This is a genomic window from Paenibacillus sp. FSL R5-0928, assembly GCF_037970385.1.
Classification (GTDB): Bacteria; Bacillota; Bacilli; order Paenibacillales; family Paenibacillaceae; genus Paenibacillus_AQ; species Paenibacillus_AQ odorifer.
In genome coordinates, this window is sequence record NZ_CP150225.1 from 349801 (window position 1) to 375134 (window position 25334).

A 25334-nucleotide genomic window follows, 5' to 3' on the forward strand; every position below is an offset into this window, starting at 1 on the left:
TTGCAGATCGTACTCCTTTCAGGGGGATCGGGGAAGCGGTTGTGGCCGCTATCAAATGAGATCAGGTCAAAAGCTTTTTTAAGGCTGCTTCCAACAGAAGCTGGCGGTGTGGAGTCGATGATCGAGCGGGTATGCAGAGGGCTGGAAGAAGTAGGCTTGTTGGATTCAAGCTGCATTGTGACTCATCGCAGTCAGGTGGAGATTACTCGCAAATCCGTTGGTGCTCAAGTCCCTTTATTAGCGGAGCCGCAGAAACGGGGGACTTTTACTGCAGTAGCTCTGGCGGCGAGTTATCTGCATTCTGTGAAGGGGATGGACTCAAAAGAGATCGTAGTGGTCATTCCGGTGGATTCGTATGTGGAGGCTTCTTTTTTTAAACAGCTTCATCAATTTCCAAGTGTACTTGCCGAATCACAAGCAGATATTGCTTTGATTGGTGTTTTACCTGAATTTCCTTCTACACAGTTCGGTTATATTCTGCCTGGTGAAGGGTCAGGGGTAGGAGGGACTTCTTTTTTAAATGTTAAACAGTTTGCAGAGAAACCGAACGAATCGACAGCCGCCGAGTTCATTTCTCAGGGAGGACTGTGGAATTGCGGCGTGTTTTCCTGCTCATTAGGATATTTGCTCTCAAGTATGAAGGAACGGAATCTTCCAGTAGATTACATGGAGTTTTTGGGGCATTATGATCAATTGCCAGAACGAAGCTTTGACTATGAGGTGCTGGAACACACACGGCGTGCGGTAGTGATCCCCTATATTGGGGTATGGGCGGATATTGGCAGCTGGGATGCGCTTGTTCCCCATTTGCAAGGAACGGTGATTGGCGAGGGGAGTATCTCAGAGGATTCAAAAGGTACCCATTTGATCAACGAACTCTCTTGTCCTGTGCATATCATCGGCGCTCCTGGTTTAATCGTGGCGGCAGGGCCAGATGGTATATTGGTAGCTGGGATAGAGCAGGCAAAACGAATTAAGCAGAAGCTGGAGGGCCATGCGGCGAAGCCGATGATTGAAGAAAAACGCTGGGGCACCTCACGCATTTTGGACTTCTCTCGCACGGCAGCAGGTATTGAGGTTACGACCTCCAAAATAACCATTTTGGCAGGTGAGCACACCAGCTACCATTTTCATCAACATACTAAAGAAGTTTGGTCTTTTCTTTCTGGAAATGGAGAATACCGGATGAATGGTCAACTTCATACGGTTGCCGCCGGGGACACGGTCACGGTTCCTGCTGGTACGAAGCATGGGCTGCGGGCAATTACAGCGCTCGAATTGATTATCATTGAACTGTTGGAATTTCCTGAGGTGGATGACTATGTACGAGTGTCTGCCGAATGGGAGGGGGAGGACAGCTTCCTTGATGATTTGGGATGAATGGAAAGGTAGTTCGCTTTAACCCGGAGGCTGTTATAGATATGGATAGATTGCGCGGCTGAAGTGAAATAGATGTATCCAGTGCAACTATTTCGTGGAGTAGCGAATGCCTTGCGATATAGATGTAGTTTGTACAGTTAAAAATAGCGAATTTTTGCGTTCTGAATAGATTTGCTGAATATAAGTGTACAGAGTGCAATTAAATCCGAATTAGCTCTTAAAAGAGAGCATTTAACTGTACGAAGTACAACTAATTCTTGAGAGGGACGGGGATGCAATAGGCAAGCCACAGTAAGCTACAGGAAAGCGATAAGTAAGCTATAGGTAAGCCACAAGTAAGCTATAGGCACGCCACGAGCTAAACCTAAAGTGTAAATGAGAGATCCCTGCCTAACAAAAATAAACCCACAAATAGCACCGTGAGCAGAACTGCCCACGATGCTATTTGTGCATTCACTGCTTTATACAGGAATTACTCTTTAGAATTTCTATTCAAAAGATGCTCAATTCCTGCCGCGACTCCGTCTTCCTCATTGCTGGTGGTGATGAATTCCGCCATTTCCTTAAGAATTGGCGCTGCGTTAGCCATAGCAATCCGGTAGCCGGCCTTCTCGAACATCGGCTGATCGTTATAACTGTCGCCCATGACAGCTACATCCGCTAGCGATATACCATAATGGTCAGCAAGCATGGTTACACCGGAGCCTTTGTTGGCCTCTTCATGGTTAATCTCGATATTATTCACATGGGAGGCGGTGATAATTAAGCCCGGAATAGCCGCGAAGCGGGTGGAGGCTTCCTTGAGCAGCTCTCGGTTTAGAGAAAAAGCCAATGTTTTATAAATAACATTTTCCTCCTTGCTCCACACCTCTTCCATACTCTCCACATAGGTTACCGCTGCTTGTTGAAACTGTTGATCGATCATTGCTTTTAGCAGCCAGCTGACTTCTTCAGGAACTTCATCATCGCTTAGTGCAGATAATTTCTCTAACCGTACACGTTTGTTCAGCTCTACATAAACGTTATCCTCAGTGTATACCTCGTAATACAAGTCCGGAATTTCGTTCATCCAGCGTAGAGCGGGAATGATGTCCGCTTTATTCAGCGGCGTGCTTGCCGCGAGGGTGCGATCAGATAATGTGACGACTGCGCCATTTAGACTGACTACAGGACATTCCAGATCCGCTAGCCGAAGCTGACGTTCTGCATCCATAAAAGAGCGCCCTGTAGCAATGATAACAATGTGACCTAGTTTCTGAGCTTTTATAATAGCTTCGCGGTTTTTTGGACTGATGTTTCCTTCTTCGTTCAGTAATGTTCCATCCATATCTAAAGCAATCAGCATATTGTATGAGCTCCTTTTCCAGGTAAAGTGGTACTTTTTAAGGGGTATTGAAACGTTACTTGTATCTTATCATTAATATTCTGAAAACCAAAAACCATTTTCATGCAACTGTACAATAATGAACGTCCAACAGGAGATAAAAGGTTTTTACAGTATATTTTTAGAAAATAGTTCAGGCGTGGTACAATAGTTGTCAAACTAACCGACTAGCCGAATCTATCGTCAGCTTATGTTCGAGGAATGTGACCGACGGTATTTTTCCTGCGTAAGGACATCGGCAGCTGCTTATGTAAAGGGGACTATTTATGAGATCCAAAAACTTAGCCACCATGTCACTCGCCTTTATGGCATGTGGGTTTCTGATTACACTGTTTCTACCTGAAAACCTAGCCGTGATTCTACTGAGAGGTGGTTTCGAGGCTGGTTTGGTGGGGGGGATTGCCGACTGGTTCGCGGTAACGGCGTTGTTCCGCCATCCGATGGGATTACGTATTCCACATACCTCACTACTGCTCAAGAATCGCGATAAGATCATCCAATCACTAATCACCGCGATGGAGACTGAGCTTCTTAACAAGGAAAGCATTGAGAACAAGCTGCGTAAGTTTGGCTTTATATCAATGGGCTCCAAGCTGCTGACAAAGTTTTTTAGTAAAAAGAAGGCAAGAGTACAAATATTGGAGCAGCTTGGCGAATTCGTGTCTCGTCTTCCGGTAGAGAAGGCAGTACCGTTTCTGCAAAAGGCAGCCTCCGAATATGTTCGTGAAGCTGAGCTTGGCGCTGCGGCCGATAAAATAGTTACTAAGTTAATGAATGACGGTAAAGATGTAGCTGCTCTGGACTATGCGCTGGAAGGGGTATCTAATTGGAGCGGACGTCCTGAAACGAAAGCTATGCTTGGCAAGATCGCCAGCGAGAAATTGGCTGAAGTGAAGCTTGGCGGACTTAAAGGCATGGCCTTTCAGGCTTTTGTCGGGTTTATGGATGCAGATATGCTTGGTGAAATGCTGCAAGGTATGTTGCAGTCCGGTATCCGCGATTTTCGGGAAGAGGATAGCCCATACCGTGAAGAGATTATCCGTGAGATTCGAGTGGCCCTGTTCCAGATTGTTAATGATGAGGCTAGACTGGCTTCATTAAAAGAATGGGCACTGAATGAGCTTGAAGGCGAAGCAGCAACCGCATTTCTGCATACGCAATTGGAGAACATTCGCAGCAAAGCAATTTCCCTACTGGAAGAAGATCGGGCGGCTGGCGGACGCAAGCTGTTCACGTTATATACCCTGCTTGTACGTCGTATTGGTAAGGAACAAGAATGGATCAGTAGCTGGGAAGAGCGGATTCGCGCTTCATTAATTGCTTTTGTAGAGGCTAACCACTACAGAATAGGTCTTTTGGTAAAAGAGAATCTGGACAGCATGGATGACGCTAGTCTAGTGAATATGTTGGAAGATAAAGTGGGTAAAGATCTGCAATGGATTCGTGTGAACGGAGCCTTATGCGGGTTTGTCGTAGGGCTTGTGCTTACAGTTATTCAATTGATTTGAATTGAAGGAAATTACCTATTTAATGTAAAATTCACAAAAAAAGCAGAGCAGCGATTCTCCCGTGTTGGAGGATCGCTGCTTTTTGTTGTTGCTTATGGCCTGTCTGCATCGTGGAGTAATAATCCTTCTCTGAGGCTTACGGACCCATATGACGTTATTTGTTAGTTTTTGGCCTTTGGAACATGTTTGCGGACTCCACCGACGTTATTCCTATGGATGCGTTCATATTGGGCATTTTTCATGCCAATAGTGGTTATAGGGTCCTTTAGCATTGCAAATGTGGGATAAAGCTGCGTTTGGGGTCAGCTGTGTCCGATAGCTACCTTTTATACGCATATATGACCTAATTCAATCGGAGATTGGTGTTTGTTTAGCTCAAGCAAACACCAAAAAGAAGGGAACCCAGCAGCCAGTTGATGGCTTATGGGCCCCCCTACTTTTCTTGAGTCTACAATTGCATTCCGCCTGCAAGAGTTCTGTACCCCTGCTGTGGTGATGTAGAAGCTTGGTACAGCTGTTCTAAATGGTTCGCTGTACGCAACCAATTGAAGGCTTCAAGCGCATCTGTTCTCCCTTGTGATCCGATGGTAACTGCCAATTGTGGATTGCGGGCTATCCGCAGCAAATGTCGGGCAAAGGGTAAAGCCTCGCGATATCGTTCTACCAGATAACCGTTATGGCCAGAGGCGACAATCTCTCGGATTCCCCCATTATTAGAAGCGATAACAGGTAGACCGGAGGCCATAGCTTCTACATTAACAAGCCCGAAGGATTCATGATTCTGGGAAGGGCATACAAAGCAGTCTGCTGCCTGATAAAGGGTGTGAATATTCTCATGAGCTACATTTCCTAGAAAAGTAACTGACACTCTCAGCCGCCGTGCAAGTAGCTTCAACTGCCGTATGTACGACGGTTTGCCCTTGCCTGCGATGACGAGATGAGCGGGGAGGTGTTTGTTTAAATGCGACATAGCACGTATTAATATAGGCACTCCTTTGCGGGGTATAACCCGACCAACGAACAAAACGGTAAAGGTCTGCGGAAGTCTGTAAAAACTACGAAGCTGTTGTTTTTCAGATGTCTGCACAGGGGTAAACCGGTCAAGATCGGCTCCCAATAAGACAATGTGAATCCCTGTGGTCAGTTGAGGGAAGCGGCGATCCAATCTTCGCTGTAAGGAGTGGCTGTTGGCAATGATCAGATCTGCTTTTGCCAAGGCATTTGCCACTTTATCTGTACCCGGTGTGAAGGTAAGAGAGTGCAGGAACAGAAATACCGGGATATGAGGAAGCTGTTTCTTTACAGCAGACATAAGATGGGGGCGATTATCAACCTGAATGATATCAAAGGATTCTTTCTGAATGTATTCTAATACCGAAGTAAGATAATGGGCTGGGGTGCTTGCGGGCAACCGGATAATTCTGACCTGCTCCAATATAGTGGCAGCAGGTAGTCCAGGTAACTTCCGACTTACAATGGTTACCTTATGTCTCTCCGCGAGCCTTCTGGCAATGGCCCAAATGCAGATTTCTACTGAACCGTCTCCCGGAACTGGGAACTGCTCCGGTGCAATGATACAAATGTGCATGGTTCACGCCTCCTTTTATCCGCTAATGGATATCCTCTTCCACCATATGCAACACAGTAAACAGTAGATACATCCGAAAGCGGAGAGGGCGTTTCACTCATGCCATTTGTACAGTTGCAGCATAAAATACTAAGGCTTACTAAGGCCGTGATTATTTTCTGAGGGACAGGGGAGAGGACAGTTGGGAAAGAAGTTAAAGTCTGCATTGACCAGCAAATGGATTAAAACCAAGGTGCTCATGCGAAGCACTGAAATTTCACCGTTGATTCCCGAAACAGTAAAATTCAGTAAAGTCAATCTGAAAGCTATGCTGCTGAAATATGGAATGGTTTATGTCAAACCAGAATACGGTACCTATGGCAATGGTGTGATGAAGGTTGAACAGAGTAGAGAGACTTATGGAACAGAATACAAGTACCAAAGTGGAACAAGACTTAAGACTTTTAGAACCTTCGACGCCTTCCATTTATCCTTAAAGAAAGCGACGCGTGGACGTAGTTACCTGATCCAGAGAGGAATAGTATTGCTAAAGCACGGGAAACACCGCTTTGATATCCGTGTGATGGTCCAGCTCAGCCCGCAGGGCAAATGGGAAACTACCGGTCTGATTGGTCGGGTAGCTGAGAAAGGTAAGATTGTTACCAACTATCATAGCGGCGGCAAACTAACTGCTATGGAAAAGCTTCTGTCTCCTTATCTGAACGAAGCTCAGCAAGCGCAAATGCTTAGGATACTGAGAAAGCTAGGAGAAGATACCGGACGTTTCTACCATAAGAAATATCCTGGGTTTAGACAGATTGGTGTCGATGTAGGATTGGATAGATCCATGACGCCTTGGATTATTGAAGTGAATACTAGTCCGGACCCATATATTTTTAAACATCTTTCTGATAAAAGCATGTACCGCAAAGTAATGGCTTACCGCAGAGCGAATGAGAAGAAAAAAAATACTAAATGATCTGTTTCCTCGTATTAGCAATGACAACAGAAATCTTTTGTTCTAATTCTATGATTTTTTGCTTGTGCGTTGCGATTTGGCGGTAACCCGAGACGAGTGAGAACAGAGACTGAGTGGTTAATGTAAGGTTTTGCTTGCGAATCGCTGCTTTGAAGTCACTCCAATCTGCGGAAATCCGTTTATTCAATGAGGTGACTACGCTTTTGTTAGATTTAATTGAGACTTGTGGGCTATCAATGCCAGACAAGGTTTTGCGGGCATAGGTTATCTTTCGGGTACGTGTCTGTTTGGCTGCATTCAACTGATTCTGTTTGTCGCTAATCTCTTTGCGAGCCAACTGAACCAGGACCTTCATAGCATCGCCTTGGGCTTGTAGTACGGTATTCAAAGTCTTATTTTTAAGACCCTTGGCGATCTTGATACGTTTATTAAGCGCATTGTATTGGTCGAATAAGGGCTGATAGTGCTGTTTACAGCTCTTAACGGTGACCTCCAGTTGAGCTACGGCTTCTAAATCAATCTCTTTAATTTGCTTACGTACCGCAATCAGTGTTTGCTCATTGTTATAGTGAAGGGTTCGGATCTGCTCCTCACGGTTATTGTATTGCATCTTTAAAGTAGATAATTCATTGTACAGATTAGTCATCTTCATCCTTGCAGGAGCCTCGGCAGTGGCAGCTGTTAGATCAAAAGCCGCTTGAATTGAGGGCGTTAATTCAGTCGTTGCTGCAGCAAAAGCTCTTGTTGATGTGCTTAACGATAGCAGGATCACCAGTAGTAGTAAGGGGAATGACTTTAGTGCGTTCATTGATTCGCTCCTCCTTTTGTCCGTATTCCTGAAGACAACAAAAAAGCACCCGTAGCAAAGGCAAAAGCCTTTATTACGGGTGCTTCCATCGTAATAGGTCACGAACGATATATTTATTGTTAAATATAAGTTGTTTATTTGCTTGCGTCAATAATTTAAATTTAAATATTTCCAATTTAAAATAATGCGCTAGACATTTCTTTCCCCAGTTCTCTTATCGTATACTGACATAAGAAGGTATGAGAGCTTTAGCGCTAGCAACAAAGGAGGTCTGGCTTAAATGGGCAGCTCGGTAGAATTTAACGCAATTCTGGATCATGCATTTATGAGGTCTCCAGAAGGAATGGCCGTACTGTTTTCGAATAACGGCAATTTCAACTGGATAAAAGTCAATCCGGCTTTTTGCAATCTACTTGGCTTTACGGAAGCCGAGTTTCTTGCCGGGGCTCTTTTTACAGAATCGGAAAATAGAGAGGCACATTCAAAAGAGCTCTCCTATAGAGTGGTAATGGATGAGCTTCAGAAATCGCCAGCGGGCAGCTGGAAGAAGGAGCATTGTTTTTTAAACAAAGAAGGTCAACCCGTCTGCCTGTTTCTCATGTTCTCTGGGTTAGGAGCAGAAGAAGGACAAGCCCCTTCATATATTATAGTATATGCCGAGGATATTACGGAACTAAAGATCGCAGCTCAGGAAACGGTGGATCATCGGGATCAGCAGCAGCAAATGGAAGAACAAATTCGTCAAAGTGAACGCAATTATAGATTAATGTCCGAGAATTCACTGGATTTAATCTCGCGTCATGCGGTCAAAGACAGTATTTTCTTATATTGTTCTTCGGCTAGTCGTACCCTGCTTGGTTATGAGCCTGAAGAGATGGTTGGGACAAGCGCCTATAATTATCTCCATCCGGATGATCTAGTTATGATGCAAGGTTTAATGGAGCAGAGCCGCAGCTCTGGCGTTATTCCGGCTGTAGCTTACCGCTACCGCCATAAGAATGGCACCTATGTCTGGTTCGAGTCGAGCAGTCGTTATACCTATGATGATGAGGGGAATGTCATGGAGATTATAGCGATTGGACGTGAAATTACGGAGCGCAAGCAGTTCGAGTTCAAGCTTAAGGAGAGCGAGCAACGGTATAAATCTTTGTTCGAATATAATCCATCTGCCGTGTACTCTATGAATTTGCATGGAGATTATTTGACCGCCAATGCGAATTTGGAGAAGTTGACCGGGTATTCGCTGGATGAACTGATCGGAATGTACTTTGGCCCCATTGTCCATGAGAAGGACATAGAGAAGACGTTGTATCATTTTAACTTAGCCGCCCAGGGTTATCCTCAAAGCTATGATCTAACGCTTATTCATAAAGACGGACACTTTGTAGAGATTAATACTACCAATATTCCGATTATTGTAGATGATCAAGTAGTAGGTGTGTATGGGATTTCCCGTGATATTACAGAGCGCATCCGTTATACAGAACAAATTGAGAAGCTTAGCAATGAGTACACTCTTATTTTAAATGCAGTTTCGGAAGGCATCTTTGGACTCGACATGGAGGAGAAGGTGACGTTCATTAACCCTGCAGGTTTGCAAATGCTGGACTATGAACATGATGAAATTATGGGCCATCCTTATTTGGATCAAATTCAGCAGATAGCACTCGATGGGAGCCATTATCGGCCGCAGGAATCTCCACTAATGAAGGCTATTAAGTCAGGTGTATCTTATCAGAGTAATGATGCGGTCTTGTGGCGTAAGGACGGTTCTAGCTTTCTTGCGGAATATCAGGTAACCCCTCTGTTTGATAAGGGGGATCCGAAGGGTGTTGTTGTAGTGTTCCGGGACATCACGGATGAGAAGGAAATCATTCGGGCGAAGGAATCTGCGGAAAAAGCAGACCAGGCTAAGTCTGAGTTCTTAGCTATTATGAGCCATGAAATCCGTACTCCGATGAACGGAATTGTAGGGATGACGGATCTCCTGGCGGAGACGGAGCTTGATGAAGAACAGCTTGGATATACTGACATTATTAAGGAGAGCAGCAGCTCGCTCCTATCTATTTTGAATGAAATACTGGATTACAGCAAAATTGAAGCCGGAAAAATGATGATTGTAAATGAGCCCGTGCAGCTTCAAGCCGTATTGGACAGCGTAATCGATCTATTTACAGCGAAGGCTTTGGAGAAAAATATTCAGTTATCATGCAGCATGGCACCTGGAGTGCCGCCACTGATTATGGGCGATGCCGGGCGGTTGCGTCAGGTATTGGTCAATCTGGTCAGCAATGCAATCAAGTTTACAGATCGGGGCAGTATCAGTATTTACGTAGAGCAGAAGCTGTCCGCAGATCAAAAGAAATTAACTTTGAAATTTAATGTTAGGGATACGGGAATCGGCATTCCTCTAGAGAAGCAGCATCGGTTGTTTCAGTCTTTTTATCAGCTGCATTCCTCGTTTAACCGCAAATATGGCGGGACCGGATTGGGGCTGGCGATTTGTAAAAAGCTCGTTGAGCTGATGGGCGGAGCCATTGCTGTAGAGAGCAGTGAAGGAGAGGGCTCTAATTTCTATTTCACGCTGCAGATCAATCCTGATAGTAAAGCTGAGATAGATGTGGAAGATACAGTGCAGACAGAAGAACGGGAGACAACAATGGAAGGGGCAGCAGCTGTAGAAGGAGAATTGGATGCCGGTACAAATGTGATTTTACTTCCGGAGGCGACTCCACATATTACTCCTAAGTCTAGCCCTTTAAGAGGGGATCTATCTGAATGAAGCATAGACAGCCTCGGATTAGCAACAAACTGCCTGCGGAGCCATATACACAGTGGGAGGTTGGGGTCGAATCCCCGTCATCTGCGTGTGGCCCAGCTACGATGGCAGCGTTAACGGAGTATTGGAACACCCATTTCGGAGCGGACTTTATTCGGGGGAAAGGTCATTTTCCTTCCAAAGCCGCTCATATTAATTACATATACAGCCATCACGGCGGAAGACCTTGGGGGATGAGTGTGCGCTGTTTTACCAAAGAACTGAAGAACTATATCCATTCATCGACTTTACCTAAGGATCAGCAAAAGTTACTCATTACTACGTTTAATGATTTTGAAGTATATAAAACAGAAATTGATGCCGGCCGGCCTGTGGCTGTTAAATTTGATAAGTGGTTTCGTCTGCGGTGGAGAGGCAAGTTTACTTACGATTACCATTGGGTACTAGGTATAGGATATGAGGTATTTGATGACGGAGAGCGTCCTACCCTGATTGTTCACGATAATGGTGTGCGGTACAAGGATGGTAGAGTCACTCTAGGTAAAGAACGGCGTATTCCGTATTTTGCAAATAAAGGCATTATTACGATGGTCGGGTTAGATATTGCAGATGCATTGAGGTAGAGGGGTTGTCCTGACAAAATAGCTTGAAAAATTTGAGTCCAAACGTTTGCACTACTTAGACGATCATACTATAATCCAGTTAATAACTGGAAAAGGGGATAGGTGCTTTGTCCGTACAAAGGGAAATGAAGGAACCCATTTATTATGGGGACCCTGCGGCTACTAGAGGGATTTCCGTGTTTGCTCAGGAGTTTGATCAGTTATTCAGCTATGATGGGGACGATCTTGGCCTAACGTACTCACCGGGTAGTTCAGCTTTTTGTTTGTGGGCGCCCACCGCTCAAGAAGCGGAGCTGGTACTTTATAATTCATGGCAGGGAGCAGCCGAGTGTAAGTATTCTATGATCCGTGATATCCGGGGCACGTGGAGAATTACAGTTGACGGTGATTTAGATGGCAAGTTCTATACCTACCGAGTACGTCTTGGAGAACAGTGGAATGAGGCGGTTGATCCTTATGCACGTGCTGTAGGAGTGAACGGTGATAGGGGAGCTATTTTAGATTTACGCAAAACAGATCCTGAGCGGTGGACGGAAGATAAACCACCCCTGGATGATCCTGTAGATGCCATCATTTATGAGCTTCATTTGCGTGACTTATCTATCCATCCAGCAAGTGGTATGACCCATAAAGGACAATATCTTGCTTTGGCGGAAGAAGGGACCCGCGGACCGGAGGGTATTCTCACTGGACTCGATCATATCGCGAACCTCGGTGTAACCCATGTGCAGCTATTGCCTGTTTATGATTATTCTACAGAGAGTGTAGATGAGACGAGGCTGGATGAACCGCATTATAACTGGGGTTATGATCCGAAGAATTATAATGTGCCAGAAGGTTCCTATGCTACAGATCCTTATGTGCCTGGAGTGCGTATCCGTGAACTAAAAACAATGATTCAAGCACTTCATGATCGGGGCCTCCGCGTCATTATGGATGTGGTTTACAACCATGTGTACGATGGCTACCGCGTGAATTTTACCAAGCTGGTTCCCGGCTATTATTTGCGTTATAAGCAAGACGGAAGCCTGTCGGATGGCTCTGGCTGCGGGAATGACGTGGCTTCGGAACGATTGATGATGTCCAGCTTCATTGTGGAATCCGTAGTTTATTGGGCCAAAGAATACCATATCGATGGTTTTCGTTTTGATCTGATGGGCTTGATTGATCTCTACACGATGGAGGAAATCCGGCGTCGTCTGGATGGGATTGACCCGTCCATCATGACGATTGGTGAAGGTTGGATGATGGGGACAGAGTTGCCGATGGAGCGGCTTGCCCATCAGAAGAATGCAGCGCTTTTGCCGGGAATCGGACATTTTAATGATGATTTCCGGGATGCAATTAAAGGGAATATTTTTCTTCATGATCAACCGGGCTTCATCAGCGGAATGATGGGTCTGGAGCTTGCGATAAAGGCAGGAGTCGCGGGAGGCATTGCTTTTGCCCCAGGCATTGGACAATTTGCCGTGGAGCCTCAGCAAACCGTCAATTATGTGGAATGTCATGATAATCATACGTTATGGGATAAAATATTACTGTCCACACAAGGGGAGACGGACAAACAGCGCCAATCTATGCATAGATTAGCTTCTGCGATAGTGTTCATGAGTCAGGGAATCCCCTTTGTCCATGCGGGTCAGGAATTTATGCGCACGAAAAACGGGGTGGAGAACAGCTATAAATCCTCGGTGAAGATCAACCAATTGGATTGGGAACTGTGCGCTGCTCATCAAGACGATGTGGTTTATCTGAAGCAGCTAATTGCCTTGCGAAAAGCGCATCCGGCTTTCCGTATGCGAACGGCAGATGACATTCGGAATCATCTAGTATTTGAAAAAGCACCGGTAAGTTCGGTAGCTTATACGCTGCGTGGCCATGCTGGAGGAGATGCGGCGAAGCATATCTATGTGCTTTTTAATGCTAATGTTGAACAGACGACTTTGGTTCTGCCACAGCTCGGGGCATGGAAAACGGTTTTTGGAGCCGATCTTGTGCAGAATCTGACGGGTAATAAGCTAAATGTAAGTGGGATTGGAATGGTAGTGCTGACGGTGAACTAGATGGTTTGTTATAGATAATTCGTCAAAAGCATACGGAGTATTGTGCTCAATGAGTACAGTGCGCTGTGTGCTTTTTTGCGCGGAACTTTCTTTTGAAAGGATGCTTTTATTTTACATAAAAAGGTGACATTACTCATTTTCGTTAAAGATCTAGGATGCTAATATTAAGGCATTTACTTTGGCGCTTTAGAGTGGCATAACAGCAGAAAGTGACAGAGAGTACTTTTCTTTGGTAGAGAGGATGAAAGAGATGGGGAAAGCAACCGGATTTTTAGAGTTTGAACGACAGACACCCTCCGAGTGTGAGGCATTGGAGCGAATTAAGAATTGGAATGAATTTTCGATTCCTATGGATGAAGAAAAGCTGCGCGAGCAAGGGGCACGTTGTATGGATTGCGGTACGCCATTTTGTCATGTAGGACGTCTGTTGTCTGGTATGGCTTCCGGCTGCCCTTTGCACAACTTGATTCCTGAATGGAACGATATGGTCTATCGTGGAAATTGGGAGATAGCGCTGAAACGTCTGCATAAGACAAACAACTTTCCTGAATTTACAGGCCGTGTCTGTCCCGCTCCTTGTGAAGGCTCTTGTACGGTAGGGATGAACGGCAAACCTGTCACCATTAAATCTATTGAGAAGTCAATTGTAGATAGAGGTTTTGCAGAAGGCTGGATTGTGCCTGAGCCGCCACTTCATCGCACGGGTAAGAAGGTTGCTGTAGTGGGTTCAGGTCCGGCAGGCCTTGCCTGTGCGGCACAGCTTAATAAGGCTGGACATACGGTGACTGTGTATGAACGGGCGGACCGGATTGGCGGTCTGCTTACCTATGGTATTCCCAACATGAAGCTGGATAAAAAGACTGTGCAGCGCCGGGTGGATCTGCTTGCGGCTGAGGGTATTACCTTCGTAACTCGAACAGAGATCGGCCGAGATCTCCCAGCTTCACAGCTCAAGGCAGAGCATGATGCTGTGGTACTGTGTGGTGGATCTACACAGGCACGTGATCTTCCGATAGAAGGACGTGATCTGCGTGGGATTCATCAAGCTATGGAGTTTTTAACGCTGAATACAAAGAGCCTACTGGATTCAGGGCTTGCAGATGGCGAGTATTTATCTGCAGCAGGTAAGGATGTAGTTGTAATCGGCGGTGGGGATACTGGAACAGACTGTGTGGCCACCTCAATCCGCCACGGCTGCCGCAGTGTAACTCAGCTCGAGATTATGCCACAGGCGCCGCTGACTCGTCAGCCTAACAATCCTTGGCCGGAATGGCCAAAGGTGCTTAAAGTGGACTATGGTCAGCATGAGGCCGCTTCACTGTATAAAGAAGATCCACGCCGTTATCTGGTTTCGACGAAACGGTTTGTCGGCGATGAGGGCGGGCAAGTGCAGGAGCTGCGTACAGTGCGCATTGAATGGAGAAGTAATGAACAGGGACGAATGGTACCGGTCGAAGTGCCGGGCAGTGAGGAGACCCTGCAAGCGCAGCTGGTATTGCTGGCTTTGGGATTCACAGGGCCTGAAGAAACTGTACTGGGCGAGCTTGGGGTGGAACGCGATGAGCGGGGGAACGCCAAAGCAGAGTTCGGAGCACAAGCAACCAATGTAGAAGGTGTGTTCACAGCAGGTGATATGCGGCGCGGGCAAAGCCTTGTAGTATGGGCTATTGACGAAGGGCGTCAGACTGCGCGCGAAGTAGACCGCTTTTTGATGGGATCCTCGAATTTGCCGTGAGTGTTAAGATATAGCGAGCAGGGCGTTCCTTTGGGAACGTCTGCTTTGCGTTGTGGTATGTTCAAGGTTAAGATTATTGTCTAAGCGCATATTTACTTAAGTTAAGTTGAAAAGGAGAATACATGATGAAGTTAATGTTTATTTCCGACATTCACGGATCTTTATTTTGGCTGGAACGGGCTTTGGAAAAGGTAGAAGAAGAGCAGCCGGACAGTCTTATTATTCTAGGAGACTTCCTATATCATGGTCCAAGAAATCCGCTGCCGAAGGACTATAACCCACAAGAGGTTGCTAATAAGCTTAACGTATATAACAAAAACAAGCCGATAACCGCAGTGCGTGGAAACTGTGACGCCGAGGTAGATCAAATGCTGCTGGAATTCCCGATGATGGGCGATTATGTAATGTTTTTGCACGAAGGCAGACGGATTTACGCTACACATGGTCATGGCTTTAGCATTGAGCATTTGCCGGCGCTTTCCGAGAAGGATATTTTTATTCAGGGACATACCCATATACCAGTTGCCGATGTAAAGGAGGGAGTGTACGTGCTGAACCCCGGCTCCATATCGCTGCCTAAAGAGAATAATCCTAATTCCTATGCTGTTCTAGAGGGCGGGGAATTTATCGTTAAGGATTTTGAAGGCAATGTGGTAAAAAAGATTACCGTATAGTGAGAGGGATCGTTTAAAGGAACTCCTGAAGATTGAGAGATTGAATAAGGGCGACAATGCCGAAAGACAACATTACCAATCCGGATAGTTTGTTGAACAAGAGCTGTTTCGAACGTCCTGACATTATGTTGTTTCTGAACAAAGCGGTGCTCCCTGTCAAACCCATCCACCATAATGCGGAACCCAGAAAGACGCCGCTAACTAGAAACGGCATATTGGAGCTGCTATGAGACAGAAGGACGCCAGATGCGCTGAATACGCCAAGGAAAAAATAATTGTCATGGGATTGGACAACGTCAGCAACAGCGTTACCGTGTATGAATTCAGTGAGCTTTTTGGGGAATTGGGTTCTGTTAGCTTCGTTGTAACGGATGAAACTTAAACTTTTTAACTGTAAAATGGGGGCTGCGAACAAAAAAATTCCTTCCAACATTATTAATGTCCCAGGGAATTGAGCACTAGAACATATTATTGTATGATGAGGAAGGAGTTTTAAGGGTAGGACTGGCTCCAAATATATTAGTAAAGGTAGTTAACACATGAATCCTAAAGATTTGAACTATACAATGCCACCGGAATGGGGCAAGCATGAACGTACTTTTATCTCCTGGCCGGTGCAGGAATCTATGTGTTTCCCGGACAACCACGAGTCAGTGTGTCAAGGTTATGCTGACATTATCACAGCCATCGCCGAGTTTGAACCGATCACGGTCATTGTGAACCCGGAGGACGTGGAGCGGGTAGAACATCTGGTCGGCGGACCGAATGTAACGCTGCTGCCTATTGCGCATAGCGATGCTTGGCTGCGTGATAACGGACCTACCTTTATTGTTAATAAAGAAGGACAAATGGCAGGTGTGAACTGGAAGTTTAATGCTTGGGGCGGTAAATATTCACCTTGGGATCTGGATGACGAAGTGGCTCCGCAGATTCTGGAGCATGCACAGATCACCCGTTTTGATGCACCGCTTGTGATGGAGGGTGGCTCGATTCATACGGATGGAGAAGGCACTTTGCTTACTACAGAAGAGTGTCTGCTTAACCTAAACCGCAACCCGGAGCTGAAGCGCGAAGAGATCGAAGAGTACGTGCGGAACTATACAGGTACAGAAGCTATTATCTGGCTGAGACGTGGCCTTAGCGGCGATGAAACCGATGGTCACGTTGATAATATTGCTTGTTTTGCTGCACCAGGCAAAGTTATTATCCAGGTCTGTGAGGACCCGCAGGATGAGAACTATGAGATTACGCAAGAAAATCTGCGTATTCTGGAGAACGCTACAGATGCCAAAGGGCGTAAGCTGGAGATTATCAAGATTCAGCAGCCACCACGGGTCGATCATGACGGCAGTCGTCTGACGCTCAGTTATTTGAACTTTTATTTCGTGAACGGCGGAATTATCTTGCCTGTGTTTGGCGGCACCGCAACAGAAACGGATACACTTGCTGAGAAAGTGCTCGCTGGTTTGTTCCCGGATCGCAAGATTCGTACAGTTAACGGAATGGCCGTTATCACCGAAGGCGGGAATGTACATTGCACTACGCAGCAAATGCCTGCACAGCAATAATTTGAAGGAAACTAAACGTCCAAAGGGACATTTATATACAAGGAGGACAGATTCTTGAGAAATGTAAAAGTAGCTGCGACACAAATGAGTTGTTCCAGCAATATTGAGGAGAATATCAGCAAAGCCGAGACATTGGTCAGAGAAGCGGCAGCACAGGGTGCGCAAATTATTTTGCTGCAGGAGCTGTTTGAGACTCCGTATTTCTGTCAAAAAGAGAAAGCTGATTATTACGCATATGCAACAGAGCTTGAGCATAACAAGGCGATTAATCATTTCAAAGCAGTAGCCAAGGAGCTGCAAGTGGTACTGCCAATTAGTTTTTATGAGAAAAAGAATTACGCGCGTTACAATTCACTTGCTGTAATCGATGCTGATGGAACGGTGCTTGGCAAATACCGCAAGAGTCATATTCCAGATGGCCCAGGTTATGAAGAGAAGTTCTACTTTAATCCGGGAGATACTGGCTTTAAGGTATGGAACACTCGTTATGCCAAGATTGGCGTAGGTATCTGCTGGGATCAATGGTATCCAGAAGCGGCTAGAGTAATGAGCCTGATGGGAGCAGAAATTCTGTTCTATCCAACGGCTATTGGTTCTGAACCGCAGGATGGATCGATCGATTCCAAGGATCATTGGCAGACCTGTATGCTTGGACATGCAGCTGCTAATCTTATTCCAGTCGTGGCTTCCAACCGTATTGGTGAAGAAATTGATGAGGATTCGAGCATTAATTTCTACGGTTCATCATTCATTGCAGGTCCTCAGGGCAATAAAATCGTTGAGGCTGGACGTGATGAGCAAACCGTGCTGGTAAGCGAATTCGATCTGGATGCTTTGGAAGTTGGACGGATCGAGTGGGGAATCTTCCGTGACCGCCGGCCGGATTTGTATAAATTGATCGGTTCTTATGATGGAGATATCACACTTTAATAGGTTTAAGGTTTAAGGTTTAAGGTTTAAGGTTAAATCTAAAGGCATTGCTAGGGAGAATACAATCTCTGGCAGTGCCTTTTTGTGTTTGATGGTAATTTTTTGAGAGTGATGTACGTATAAAACTTATAAAATAATAATATTATGTTATATAACATTACATAAAATAGAAAAGTTAATTGTCATGAATCCTTTAATCTGTTAAAATCTCTTTAAGTTATTTCCAAAAATAGGGGGTATGGAGATATGACAATAAAAAGTCGAGCTTTAATGTCAGTTTTTATCGCATTGGTGGTGGTTGGATTGGTAGGTTGTGGAGCAAATAACAGTAAAGCTGGTAACGAATCCCCGGCAGAGAAAATTAAGTTTGCCAGTGATGCCAGCTACGCTCCTATGGAGTACATGGACACGGATAAAATCAAAGGATTCGACATCGATTTCATTAAGGCAGTTATGGAAGAAGCGGGAATAGACTATGACGTAACGAACACAGGCTGGGAAACGATGCTTCAAAGTGTGAAGCAGGGAACGGAGTATCAAGCAGGACTGTCTTCAGTATCCATTACGGATGAACGTAAAGAAACCTATGACTATTCCATCCCTTATTTCGAATCTACCAATATGATCATGGTTAAAGAAGGCAGCGACATCAAAAATGCACTTGATCTTAAAGATAAAGTAGTTGCAATACAAGGGGCCACAACTGCAGATGACCTGATGAGCGGAATAATGGGCGTCGACAACCCTAACTTGAAACGTTTCGACAGCAATGCGGTGGCATTGATGGAACTGAATGGCGGCGGAGCCGATGCGGTCGTAGCGGATATTGCTATTGTACGTGAGTACATGAAAAACAATCCTAAGCAGAAGCTGGTGGGGATTGTAGACACGGAGAACTTCGGAGCGGAATATTACGGCATTCTTTACCCTAAGGGCAGTGAGTTAAAAGCGAAACTGGATCCGGCTATTAAGAAGGTATTGGAAAACGGAAAGTACACGGAAATCTACAAAACTTGGTTCGGCGAAGAACCTAACCTAGATAGCTTATTGAACGCAAAATAAGGAAAGAACCTAATAAGCATGCGTAATGATAGCTATTGCGCATGCTTATTTTTTTAAAGAGAGATGACATAAAGAAGAGAAGGGGAGAGTCCTATGGATTTTAGAATGGACATTATTATTCATTATTTGCCCGTCCTTTTAAAAGGGACATTGCTGACTATCGGTATTTCTGTAGTTTCTATTTTATTTGGTTCTATTTTGGGACTGGGGATCGGATTTGGCAAAATGGCTCCTAAATGGTATTTGCGCTGGCCTTTTCATTCATATATCAATTTCTTTCGAGGAACACCACTGTATGTGCAGATTCTGATTGTTCACTTTGGAGTGATTCCCCCGCTTTACGGCAAAACCAACGCCCTAATCACTGCGTTTGTCGCTCTGTCGCTTAATTCGGCTGCTTATTCGGCTGAGATTTTTCGGGCGGGCATTCAGTCGGTTGATCGTGGGCAACGGGAAGCCGCTATTTCACTGGGGATGACTAATCGGCAAGCGATGAGATTTATTATTTTACCGCAAGCGATCAAACGGATGGTTCCGGCTTTTGGTAACGAGTTTATTGTGCTTGTGAAAGACTCCTCTCTTCTGGCTTTGGTGGCTGCACCGGAAATAATGTATTGGACCAACACGATGAAAGGGCAATATTTGCGGATATGGGAGCCTTATTTGACAGCGGCACTTATTTATTTCATTCTTACCTATTCTCTTAGCAAGCTGCTGAATTACGTTGAACGGAGGCTGAAATAGGATGGAGCCTATGATTTCAGTACGGAACTTACATAAATCATTTGGAACAAATACGGTGCTGGCCGACATAAGTATCGATATTTTCAGTCAGGAGGTAGTGGTGGTTATCGGTCCGTCCGGATCGGGTAAATCGACCTTTTTGCGTTGCCTTAATTTACTGGAACAGCCGCAGCGTGGCGAGATTGTAATTGAAGGCACTTCTTTGATGGCGGCTAGTACGAAGATTAACGATATCCGTACAGAGCTTGGGATGGTGTTTCAGCAGTTTAATTTATTTCCTCATATGAAGGTTATAGAGAACATTATGCTGGCACCGGTTCAGGTGCGTAAATGGTCTCCGGATAAAGCGCGGCAAAAAGCGCTGGAGCTGCTGCAAAAAGTAGGTCTAAGTGAAAAAGCAGAGATGTACCCAGCCTCATTGTCTGGGGGTCAGGCTCAGCGGGTAGCGATTGCGAGGGCGCTGGCTATGGAGCCCAAGATTATGCTCTTTGACGAACCAACTTCGGCGCTTGACCCGGAGATGGTGGGGGAAGTGCTGGCGGTGATGAAGGAGCTGGCCCGTGAGGGGATGACGATGGTCGTGGTGACGCATGAAATGGGCTTTGCGCGTGAGGTGGGAGATCGTGTGCTGTTTATGGAACAAGGTGAGATTGTGGAGGAAGGAAGTCCGGAGCAGCTGTTCGGAAATCCTGTGCAAGAACGGACACGCTCCTTTCTATCAAAGGTGCTGTAATTTTGTGGAAAGTAGAATCTTGTTATTTTATCAGGTATATTAGAAGAGTAACGGTTATTTCAGGGATTTATATGCAAAATCTGTCGGAACGTGGAGAGGAGGCTCTGGGGATATCTTTTGTTATCATAATCTTGCAGTGATAGAGGGAGAATACGATGAGCACATTTAAAAACTGGTTAAACACAACCAAAAGCGGACTAACAGATCAAGTGAAAAAATTCAAAAATAAAGATTTTATGAATGCTGTAGTTGCGGGCTGCGCTTTGGTGGCTGCGGCTGACGGTAAAATAGAAGAAGCAGAGAAAAATAAAATGGCCGGCTATATGAATATGAGTAATGAATTGAAGGTATTTGACATGAGAGATGTCATTGCTCAATTTAACTATTATGTAAGCAACTTCGAATTCTCACCGGAAATAGGGAAACAAGAGGCTTTGAAGGCCATCGCAAAGTTTAGCGGCAAACCAGATGCAGGACGTTTAATCGTGGGCGTATGCTCGGCAATTGGATCGGCCGATGGCGATTTTGATGATTATGAAAAAGCAGTTGTGCGGAATATTTGTAGCGTCTTGGGATTAAACCCTAGCGAATTCAGTTTATAAATTAGGTGGAGTCATAGATGAAAGTTCGTTGAAACGTAATTTAATCTTTATCGTATCACTGATATAACACCTAAAAGCTAGACTAACAGATAATGATTTTTATCGGAAACGGAGGTACGTTGATTTGGCTGGAATTAATCTGGTAAAAGGTCAAAAGATTGATTTGACTAAAGGTAATGCGGGCTTGTCCAATGTAATTGTGGGCTTAGGCTGGGATCCGATTGAAGCCTCGCGGGGATTCTTTGGAGTCAAGAAACAGGCGAATGTCGACTGTGATGCCTCAGCACTGCTATTAAATGAGGATGGTAAGCTAACTAAGAAGGGTAACCTGATCTGCTTCCACAACAAGCAAAGTCCTTGCAACTCGGTTATTCATTCCGGAGATAATCTGACGGGTGAAGGTGACGGAGATGACGAGCAAATCATGGTTAATTTGAAAGCCATTCCTGCCGATGTTCACAAGGTTCTGGTTGTCGTTAACATTTACGATGCAGTGAATCGCAAACAGGATTTTGGAATGATCAAATCAGCGTATATTCGGGTAATGAATGCTGCCGGGAATAATGAGTTGATTAAATTTAACTTATCAGACAACTACACAGGTTTTACGGCACTTATTTGTGGAGAGCTTTACCGCCAAGGTGGGGAATGGAAATTCGCTGCAATTGGAGAAGGCAGCCACGCCGCTCATATCAATCAACTTGCAGAACGCTACGTATAATCCAAATATAAGAAAAGAGGTATGTAATCATGGCAATTAATCTATCCAAAGGTCAAAAGATCGATTTAACGAAAACAAACCCAGGTCTATCCAAAATCACAGTAGGTCTTGGTTGGGACACTAATAAATATGACGGCGGAAAAGATTTCGATTTGGACGTATCCGTCTTTTTGACCAATGCTAGTGGTAAAGTTGATAAAGAAACAAACTTTATTTTTTTCAATAACAAGCAAAATGAAAATGCTTCTGTTGTTCATACCGGCGATAACCGTACAGGTGAAGGCGATGGTGATGATGAGCAGGTTCAAGTGGATCTTCAGAACATCCCTGCTGATGTAGACAAAGTAGCTTTTACTATTACAATTTATGATGCTGAAGCAAGAAGTCAAAACTTCGGACAAGTTTCCCGTTCTTATGTACGTATCGTAAACGATCTGAACAATGAAGAGCTGATTCGTTTCGACCTCGGTGAGGATTTCTCTATTGAAACTGGTGTTGTTGTAGGCGAACTGTATCGTAATGGTGCAGAGTGGAAGTTCAATGCCATCGGCAGCGGCTATAAAGACGGCTTGAGCGGTTTGACTCGCGACTACGGCCTGCAATAAATTTCGTTGTATATGCCAAAGATGAACCAAATGAATAATGAAGGAAGGTTTTGTCAGTGACGATCAGTCTCTCTAAAGGACAACGGATTGATCTTACCAAGACTAATCCGGGTTTGACTAAGGTAGTAGTAGGATTGGGCTGGGATACTAATAAGTATAGCGGCGGCCAAGATTTTGACCTTGATGCTTCAGCCTTTCTACTGCATGAAGATGGTAAAGCCAAGGGCTCCGATGATTTTGTATTCTACAATAATCCCTCGGGTGGCGCAGGTTCTTTGACTCATACGGGGGATAACCGTACGGGTGAGGGGGACGGAGATGATGAGCAGATTGTTGTTGACTTCAGCAAAATCCCTGCTCATATTCAGCGCATCGGAATAACGGTAACGATCTATGATTACGAAACTCGGGCACAAAACTTTGGACAAGTCTCCAATGCCTTTGTACGTGTGGTAGATGCTTCTAATGATCGTGAAGTGCTTCGCTTTGATCTGGGTGAAGACTTCTCAACTGAAACAGCTGTTGTATTCTGTGAGTTCTACCGCAATGGTGCGGATTGGAAGTTCCAGGCGATTGGAAGTGGCTTTGCCGGCGGTCTAAGCGCTTTATGCAGAAACTATGGACTGGACGCGCAATAGCATCCAAGTGGGCGGGGTCATTACCGATCCTGCCCTTTTTCTAAATATTTAGAGCAGTACAGACTCCACTTTGTGGGGTTCTTTTTTACAAAATTATGGGTTGGTTTACTCCATTTATAAAGGTGGCGTAAGAATGAGTGTTAACGTAGTCAAAGGGCAAAAAGCTGATCTGACCAAAGGCAATGCTGGACTTCATTCTATAATCGTAGAAATCGGCTGGAATGCTCCGGCTGCTCTGGAGATTGATAGCTCTGCTTTCCTGCTTGGATCAGAGGGTAAGGTAAGTAAAGACGAGGATTTAATATTTTATAATAATCCAGCCACTTCTTATATTAGGTATAAGGATGTGCCAGGATTCAATGACCGCAAGCAATTCGAAGTTCAATTGGATAAGATTCCTTCCGATGTGATGAAGATTGCCTTTACACTTACCATCTATGATGGGGAGAAAAGGGGTCAAAGTTTTGGGCAAGTAAGTCAGGCCTATTTTCGGATTCTGAATCAAGTAACAGGTGCGGAACTGCTCCGATGTGATCTCGACAATCTTTTCTCCGTGGAAACGGCCATTGTGGTAGGGGAATTATATAGATATAACAGTGAATGGAAGTTCAGTGCCATTGCAGCGGGGTTTGCCGGAGGTTTGAAAGAGATATGCAGCAACTTTGGTATTGAAGCGAATGAGGAGCCTGCTCCTGCTGCTCCACAGCCGGAGGTTAAGCCGCAGATTCCACCACAAATCTTCGCAACGCCGCCTGCGCAGCCAGTGAAACGTGAAGAGAGCCCTCCACCCACACCTCCGCCTTCGCCAATAAATCTCAACTTGAAGAAAATCGAGCTGAAGAAAAAAGGCGATTCCATCAATTTGAAAAAATCAGCCAGTGGTGATTTAGGGGAAGTGTTGATTAATCTCAACTGGAACCAGAAACAGGGCGGACTCTTTAGTCGTAAAAATGGCGTAGATCTAGATCTTGCTTGTCTGTATGAACTGAAGAATGGCAGTAAAGGAGTGGTACAAGCGTTAGGCAATGCCTTTGGCTCCTTAAATCAACCTCCTTATGTCATGCTTGATGGGGATGATCGTACAGGCTCCGTAACTACTGGTGAGAATTTGCGTATAAATGGTATCAAAATTTCCGAGATTGAACGCATTCTAGTGTTTTCCTTTATTTATAAAGGGGTAACCAACTGGTCGGAGGCCGATGGGGTTGTCACCATCAAACAAGGCGGAGGACCTGATATCATTGTAAATTTGGACGAGCATAACAACCGAAAAGGGATGTGTGCCATTGCGTTATTCCGGAATGTAAGCAATGAAACATTTAGTGTTGAACGGCTGGTGCAATATTACAGTGGTCATCGTGAGATGGATGAAGCCTATGGATGGGGGCTGCGCTGGGTTGCGGGCAGCAAATAATCGATTTTACCGGAGGCGCAAAGTGTAATGGATTGGTTCGCAGATTTTTTTAGAAATATTAGTGAGAATTACGGGCATTTTTTCTCATGGAGTGATGTAGTAGGCACGCTCTCTGATCCTGTGAGCTGGGGGATTATCGGAAGCTTAATTCTACTAGAAGGTTTGCTCTCTGCAGATAATGCGCTTGTGCTTGCCGTTATGGTTAAGCATCTACCTAAGGAGCAGCAGAAAAAGGCACTTTTCTACGGTATCTTAGGGGCTTATTTGTTCAGATTCCTGGCCATTGGACTAGGGACATTTCTTATTAAGTTTACTTTGGTTAAGGTTCTTGGTGCGCTGTATCTCTTTTATATCGCATATAAAGGTTTATTTAAGGGCAGTGGCGAAGAGCATACGGAGAATAAAGGCACTTCTTTTTGGAAGACGGTACTCCTTGTTGAATTAATGGATATTGCTTTCAGTATTGACAGTGTCATTGCTGCATTTGGACTTAGCGATCAGGTTTGGGTTCTCTTTATGGGTGGTATATTAGGAGTTCTGATGATGCGCGGAGTGGCGCAGGTATTCTTGAAGCTTATTGATAAATTCCCTGAATTGGAACAGGCAGCGTTCCTGCTTATCGCCATTATTGCGGGTAAGATGCTAGCGGGTGCTTTTGGCTTTGAATTGCCGCATGTCGTATTCTTTACAATCCTTATAGCGGTGTTCGTGGGTACGATCCTCTACAGTGCTAGACGTAAGAAAAAAGATGCCCACAAAAGTGCATGATTAAAAAAGTAATTGCACCATAGAGAAGTCGGAGCCGATCATGCAAGAA

23 protein-coding genes are annotated in these 25334 nt (G+C 45.0%); 20 read left to right on the forward strand and 3 right to left on the reverse strand.

The window, feature by feature from the left end; all coding sequences use genetic code 11:
• Positions 1-1380, forward strand: coding sequence for a sugar phosphate nucleotidyltransferase (locus MKZ16_RS01580; RefSeq protein ID WP_076107367.1), 1380 nt, complete (start codon positions 1-3; stop codon positions 1378-1380).
• Between the two features lie 472 nt (positions 1381-1852).
• Here the strand turns inward: MKZ16_RS01580 and MKZ16_RS01585 are convergent, their stop codons facing one another.
• Positions 1853-2725 carry a Cof-type HAD-IIB family hydrolase gene (locus tag MKZ16_RS01585; protein ID WP_076107368.1) on the reverse strand — a complete coding sequence of 291 codons (873 nt, stop codon included), beginning with the start codon at positions 2723-2725 and terminating at the stop codon, positions 1853-1855.
• Between the two features lie 305 nt (positions 2726-3030).
• Between MKZ16_RS01585 and MKZ16_RS01590 the strand changes: the two genes are divergently transcribed.
• Positions 3031-4272 carry a DUF445 domain-containing protein gene (locus tag MKZ16_RS01590; protein ID WP_038568289.1) on the forward strand — a complete coding sequence of 414 codons (1242 nt, stop codon included), beginning with the start codon at positions 3031-3033 and terminating at the stop codon, positions 4270-4272.
• A gap of 448 nt (positions 4273-4720) precedes the next feature.
• On the opposite strand, the gene MKZ16_RS01595 is transcribed toward MKZ16_RS01590, so the two are convergent.
• Positions 4721-5860: a glycosyltransferase family 4 protein gene (locus tag MKZ16_RS01595; protein WP_052096721.1), complete on the reverse strand. Its 1140-nt coding sequence runs from the start codon at positions 5858-5860 to the stop codon at positions 4721-4723.
• Between the two features lie 181 nt (positions 5861-6041).
• Between MKZ16_RS01595 and MKZ16_RS01600 the strand changes: the two genes are divergently transcribed.
• Positions 6042-6818 (forward strand): YheC/YheD family protein, encoded by a 777-nt coding sequence (locus tag MKZ16_RS01600; protein WP_036687402.1) that lies wholly within the window; start codon positions 6042-6044, stop codon positions 6816-6818.
• On the opposite strand, the gene MKZ16_RS01605 is transcribed toward MKZ16_RS01600, so the two are convergent.
• A complete protein-coding gene (locus MKZ16_RS01605) occupies positions 6811-7626 on the reverse strand; it encodes a hypothetical protein (protein ID WP_076107370.1) in 816 nt (271 codons plus the stop codon). The two genes, MKZ16_RS01600 and MKZ16_RS01605, sit on opposite strands and share 8 nt — an antisense overlap.
• Before the next feature lie 280 nt (positions 7627-7906).
• On the opposite strand from MKZ16_RS01605, the gene MKZ16_RS01610 reads away from it, so the two are divergent.
• From MKZ16_RS01610 to MKZ16_RS01690, 17 genes are all read left to right on the forward strand, one after another.
• Complete coding sequence (locus MKZ16_RS01610; protein ID WP_076107372.1) at positions 7907-10408, forward strand: PAS domain-containing hybrid sensor histidine kinase/response regulator; 2502 nt, start codon at positions 7907-7909, stop codon at positions 10406-10408.
• On the forward strand, positions 10405-11028 hold the full coding sequence (locus MKZ16_RS01615; protein WP_076107374.1) for a C39 family peptidase: 624 nt from the start codon (positions 10405-10407) through the stop codon (positions 11026-11028). Before MKZ16_RS01610 ends, MKZ16_RS01615 begins: the two co-directional genes overlap by 4 nt.
• Before the next feature lie 107 nt (positions 11029-11135).
• On the forward strand, positions 11136-13091 hold the full coding sequence (gene pulA / locus MKZ16_RS01620) for a type I pullulanase (RefSeq protein WP_076107376.1): 1956 nt from the start codon (positions 11136-11138) through the stop codon (positions 13089-13091).
• A 250-nt stretch (positions 13092-13341) separates the two neighbouring features.
• Positions 13342-14826 carry a glutamate synthase subunit beta gene (locus MKZ16_RS01625; protein WP_076107377.1) on the forward strand — a complete coding sequence of 495 codons (1485 nt, stop codon included), beginning with the start codon at positions 13342-13344 and terminating at the stop codon, positions 14824-14826.
• Between the two features lie 125 nt (positions 14827-14951).
• A complete protein-coding gene (gene yfcE, locus MKZ16_RS01630; RefSeq protein WP_076107379.1) occupies positions 14952-15500 on the forward strand; it encodes a phosphodiesterase in 549 nt (182 codons plus the stop codon).
• Between the two features lie 226 nt (positions 15501-15726).
• Complete coding sequence (locus tag MKZ16_RS01635; RefSeq protein ID WP_155288068.1) at positions 15727-15882, forward strand: hypothetical protein; 156 nt, start codon at positions 15727-15729, stop codon at positions 15880-15882.
• Positions 15883-16039: 157 nt separating this feature from the next.
• Positions 16040-17068 (forward strand): agmatine deiminase family protein, encoded by a 1029-nt coding sequence (locus MKZ16_RS01640; RefSeq protein ID WP_038568299.1) that lies wholly within the window; start codon positions 16040-16042, stop codon positions 17066-17068.
• A gap of 54 nt (positions 17069-17122) precedes the next feature.
• The gene (gene aguB / locus MKZ16_RS01645) at positions 17123-17998 is read left to right on the forward strand and encodes an N-carbamoylputrescine amidase (protein WP_076107380.1); all 876 of its coding nucleotides are present in this window, start codon (positions 17123-17125) and stop codon (positions 17996-17998) included.
• Between the two features lie 246 nt (positions 17999-18244).
• Positions 18245-19060 carry a transporter substrate-binding domain-containing protein gene (locus MKZ16_RS01650; RefSeq protein ID WP_036687413.1) on the forward strand — a complete coding sequence of 272 codons (816 nt, stop codon included), beginning with the start codon at positions 18245-18247 and terminating at the stop codon, positions 19058-19060.
• 93 nt (positions 19061-19153) lie between these two features.
• A complete protein-coding gene (locus MKZ16_RS01655; RefSeq protein ID WP_036687415.1) occupies positions 19154-19804 on the forward strand; it encodes an amino acid ABC transporter permease in 651 nt (216 codons plus the stop codon).
• Positions 19805-19814: 10 nt separating this feature from the next.
• Entirely contained in the window at positions 19815-20537 is a 723-nt protein-coding gene (locus MKZ16_RS01660) for an amino acid ABC transporter ATP-binding protein (RefSeq protein WP_076107444.1), read from the forward strand.
• 155 nt (positions 20538-20692) lie between these two features.
• Positions 20693-21139, forward strand: a complete 447-nt coding sequence (locus tag MKZ16_RS01665) for a tellurite resistance TerB family protein (RefSeq protein ID WP_036687417.1) — start codon at positions 20693-20695, stop codon at positions 21137-21139.
• A gap of 124 nt (positions 21140-21263) precedes the next feature.
• Positions 21264-21860 (forward strand): TerD family protein, encoded by a 597-nt coding sequence (locus MKZ16_RS01670; RefSeq protein ID WP_076107382.1) that lies wholly within the window; start codon positions 21264-21266, stop codon positions 21858-21860.
• A gap of 29 nt (positions 21861-21889) precedes the next feature.
• Entirely contained in the window at positions 21890-22465 is a 576-nt protein-coding gene (locus MKZ16_RS01675) for a TerD family protein (RefSeq protein ID WP_036687420.1), read from the forward strand.
• Positions 22466-22521: 56 nt separating this feature from the next.
• Positions 22522-23103, forward strand: coding sequence for a TerD family protein (locus MKZ16_RS01680; protein WP_036687422.1), 582 nt, complete (start codon positions 22522-22524; stop codon positions 23101-23103).
• A 133-nt stretch (positions 23104-23236) separates the two neighbouring features.
• Positions 23237-24517, forward strand: a complete 1281-nt coding sequence (locus tag MKZ16_RS01685) for a TerD family protein (RefSeq protein ID WP_038568304.1) — start codon at positions 23237-23239, stop codon at positions 24515-24517.
• Positions 24518-24544: 27 nt separating this feature from the next.
• A complete protein-coding gene (locus MKZ16_RS01690) occupies positions 24545-25285 on the forward strand; it encodes a TerC family protein (RefSeq protein ID WP_036687425.1) in 741 nt (246 codons plus the stop codon).
• Positions 25286-25334 lie beyond the last annotated feature (49 nt).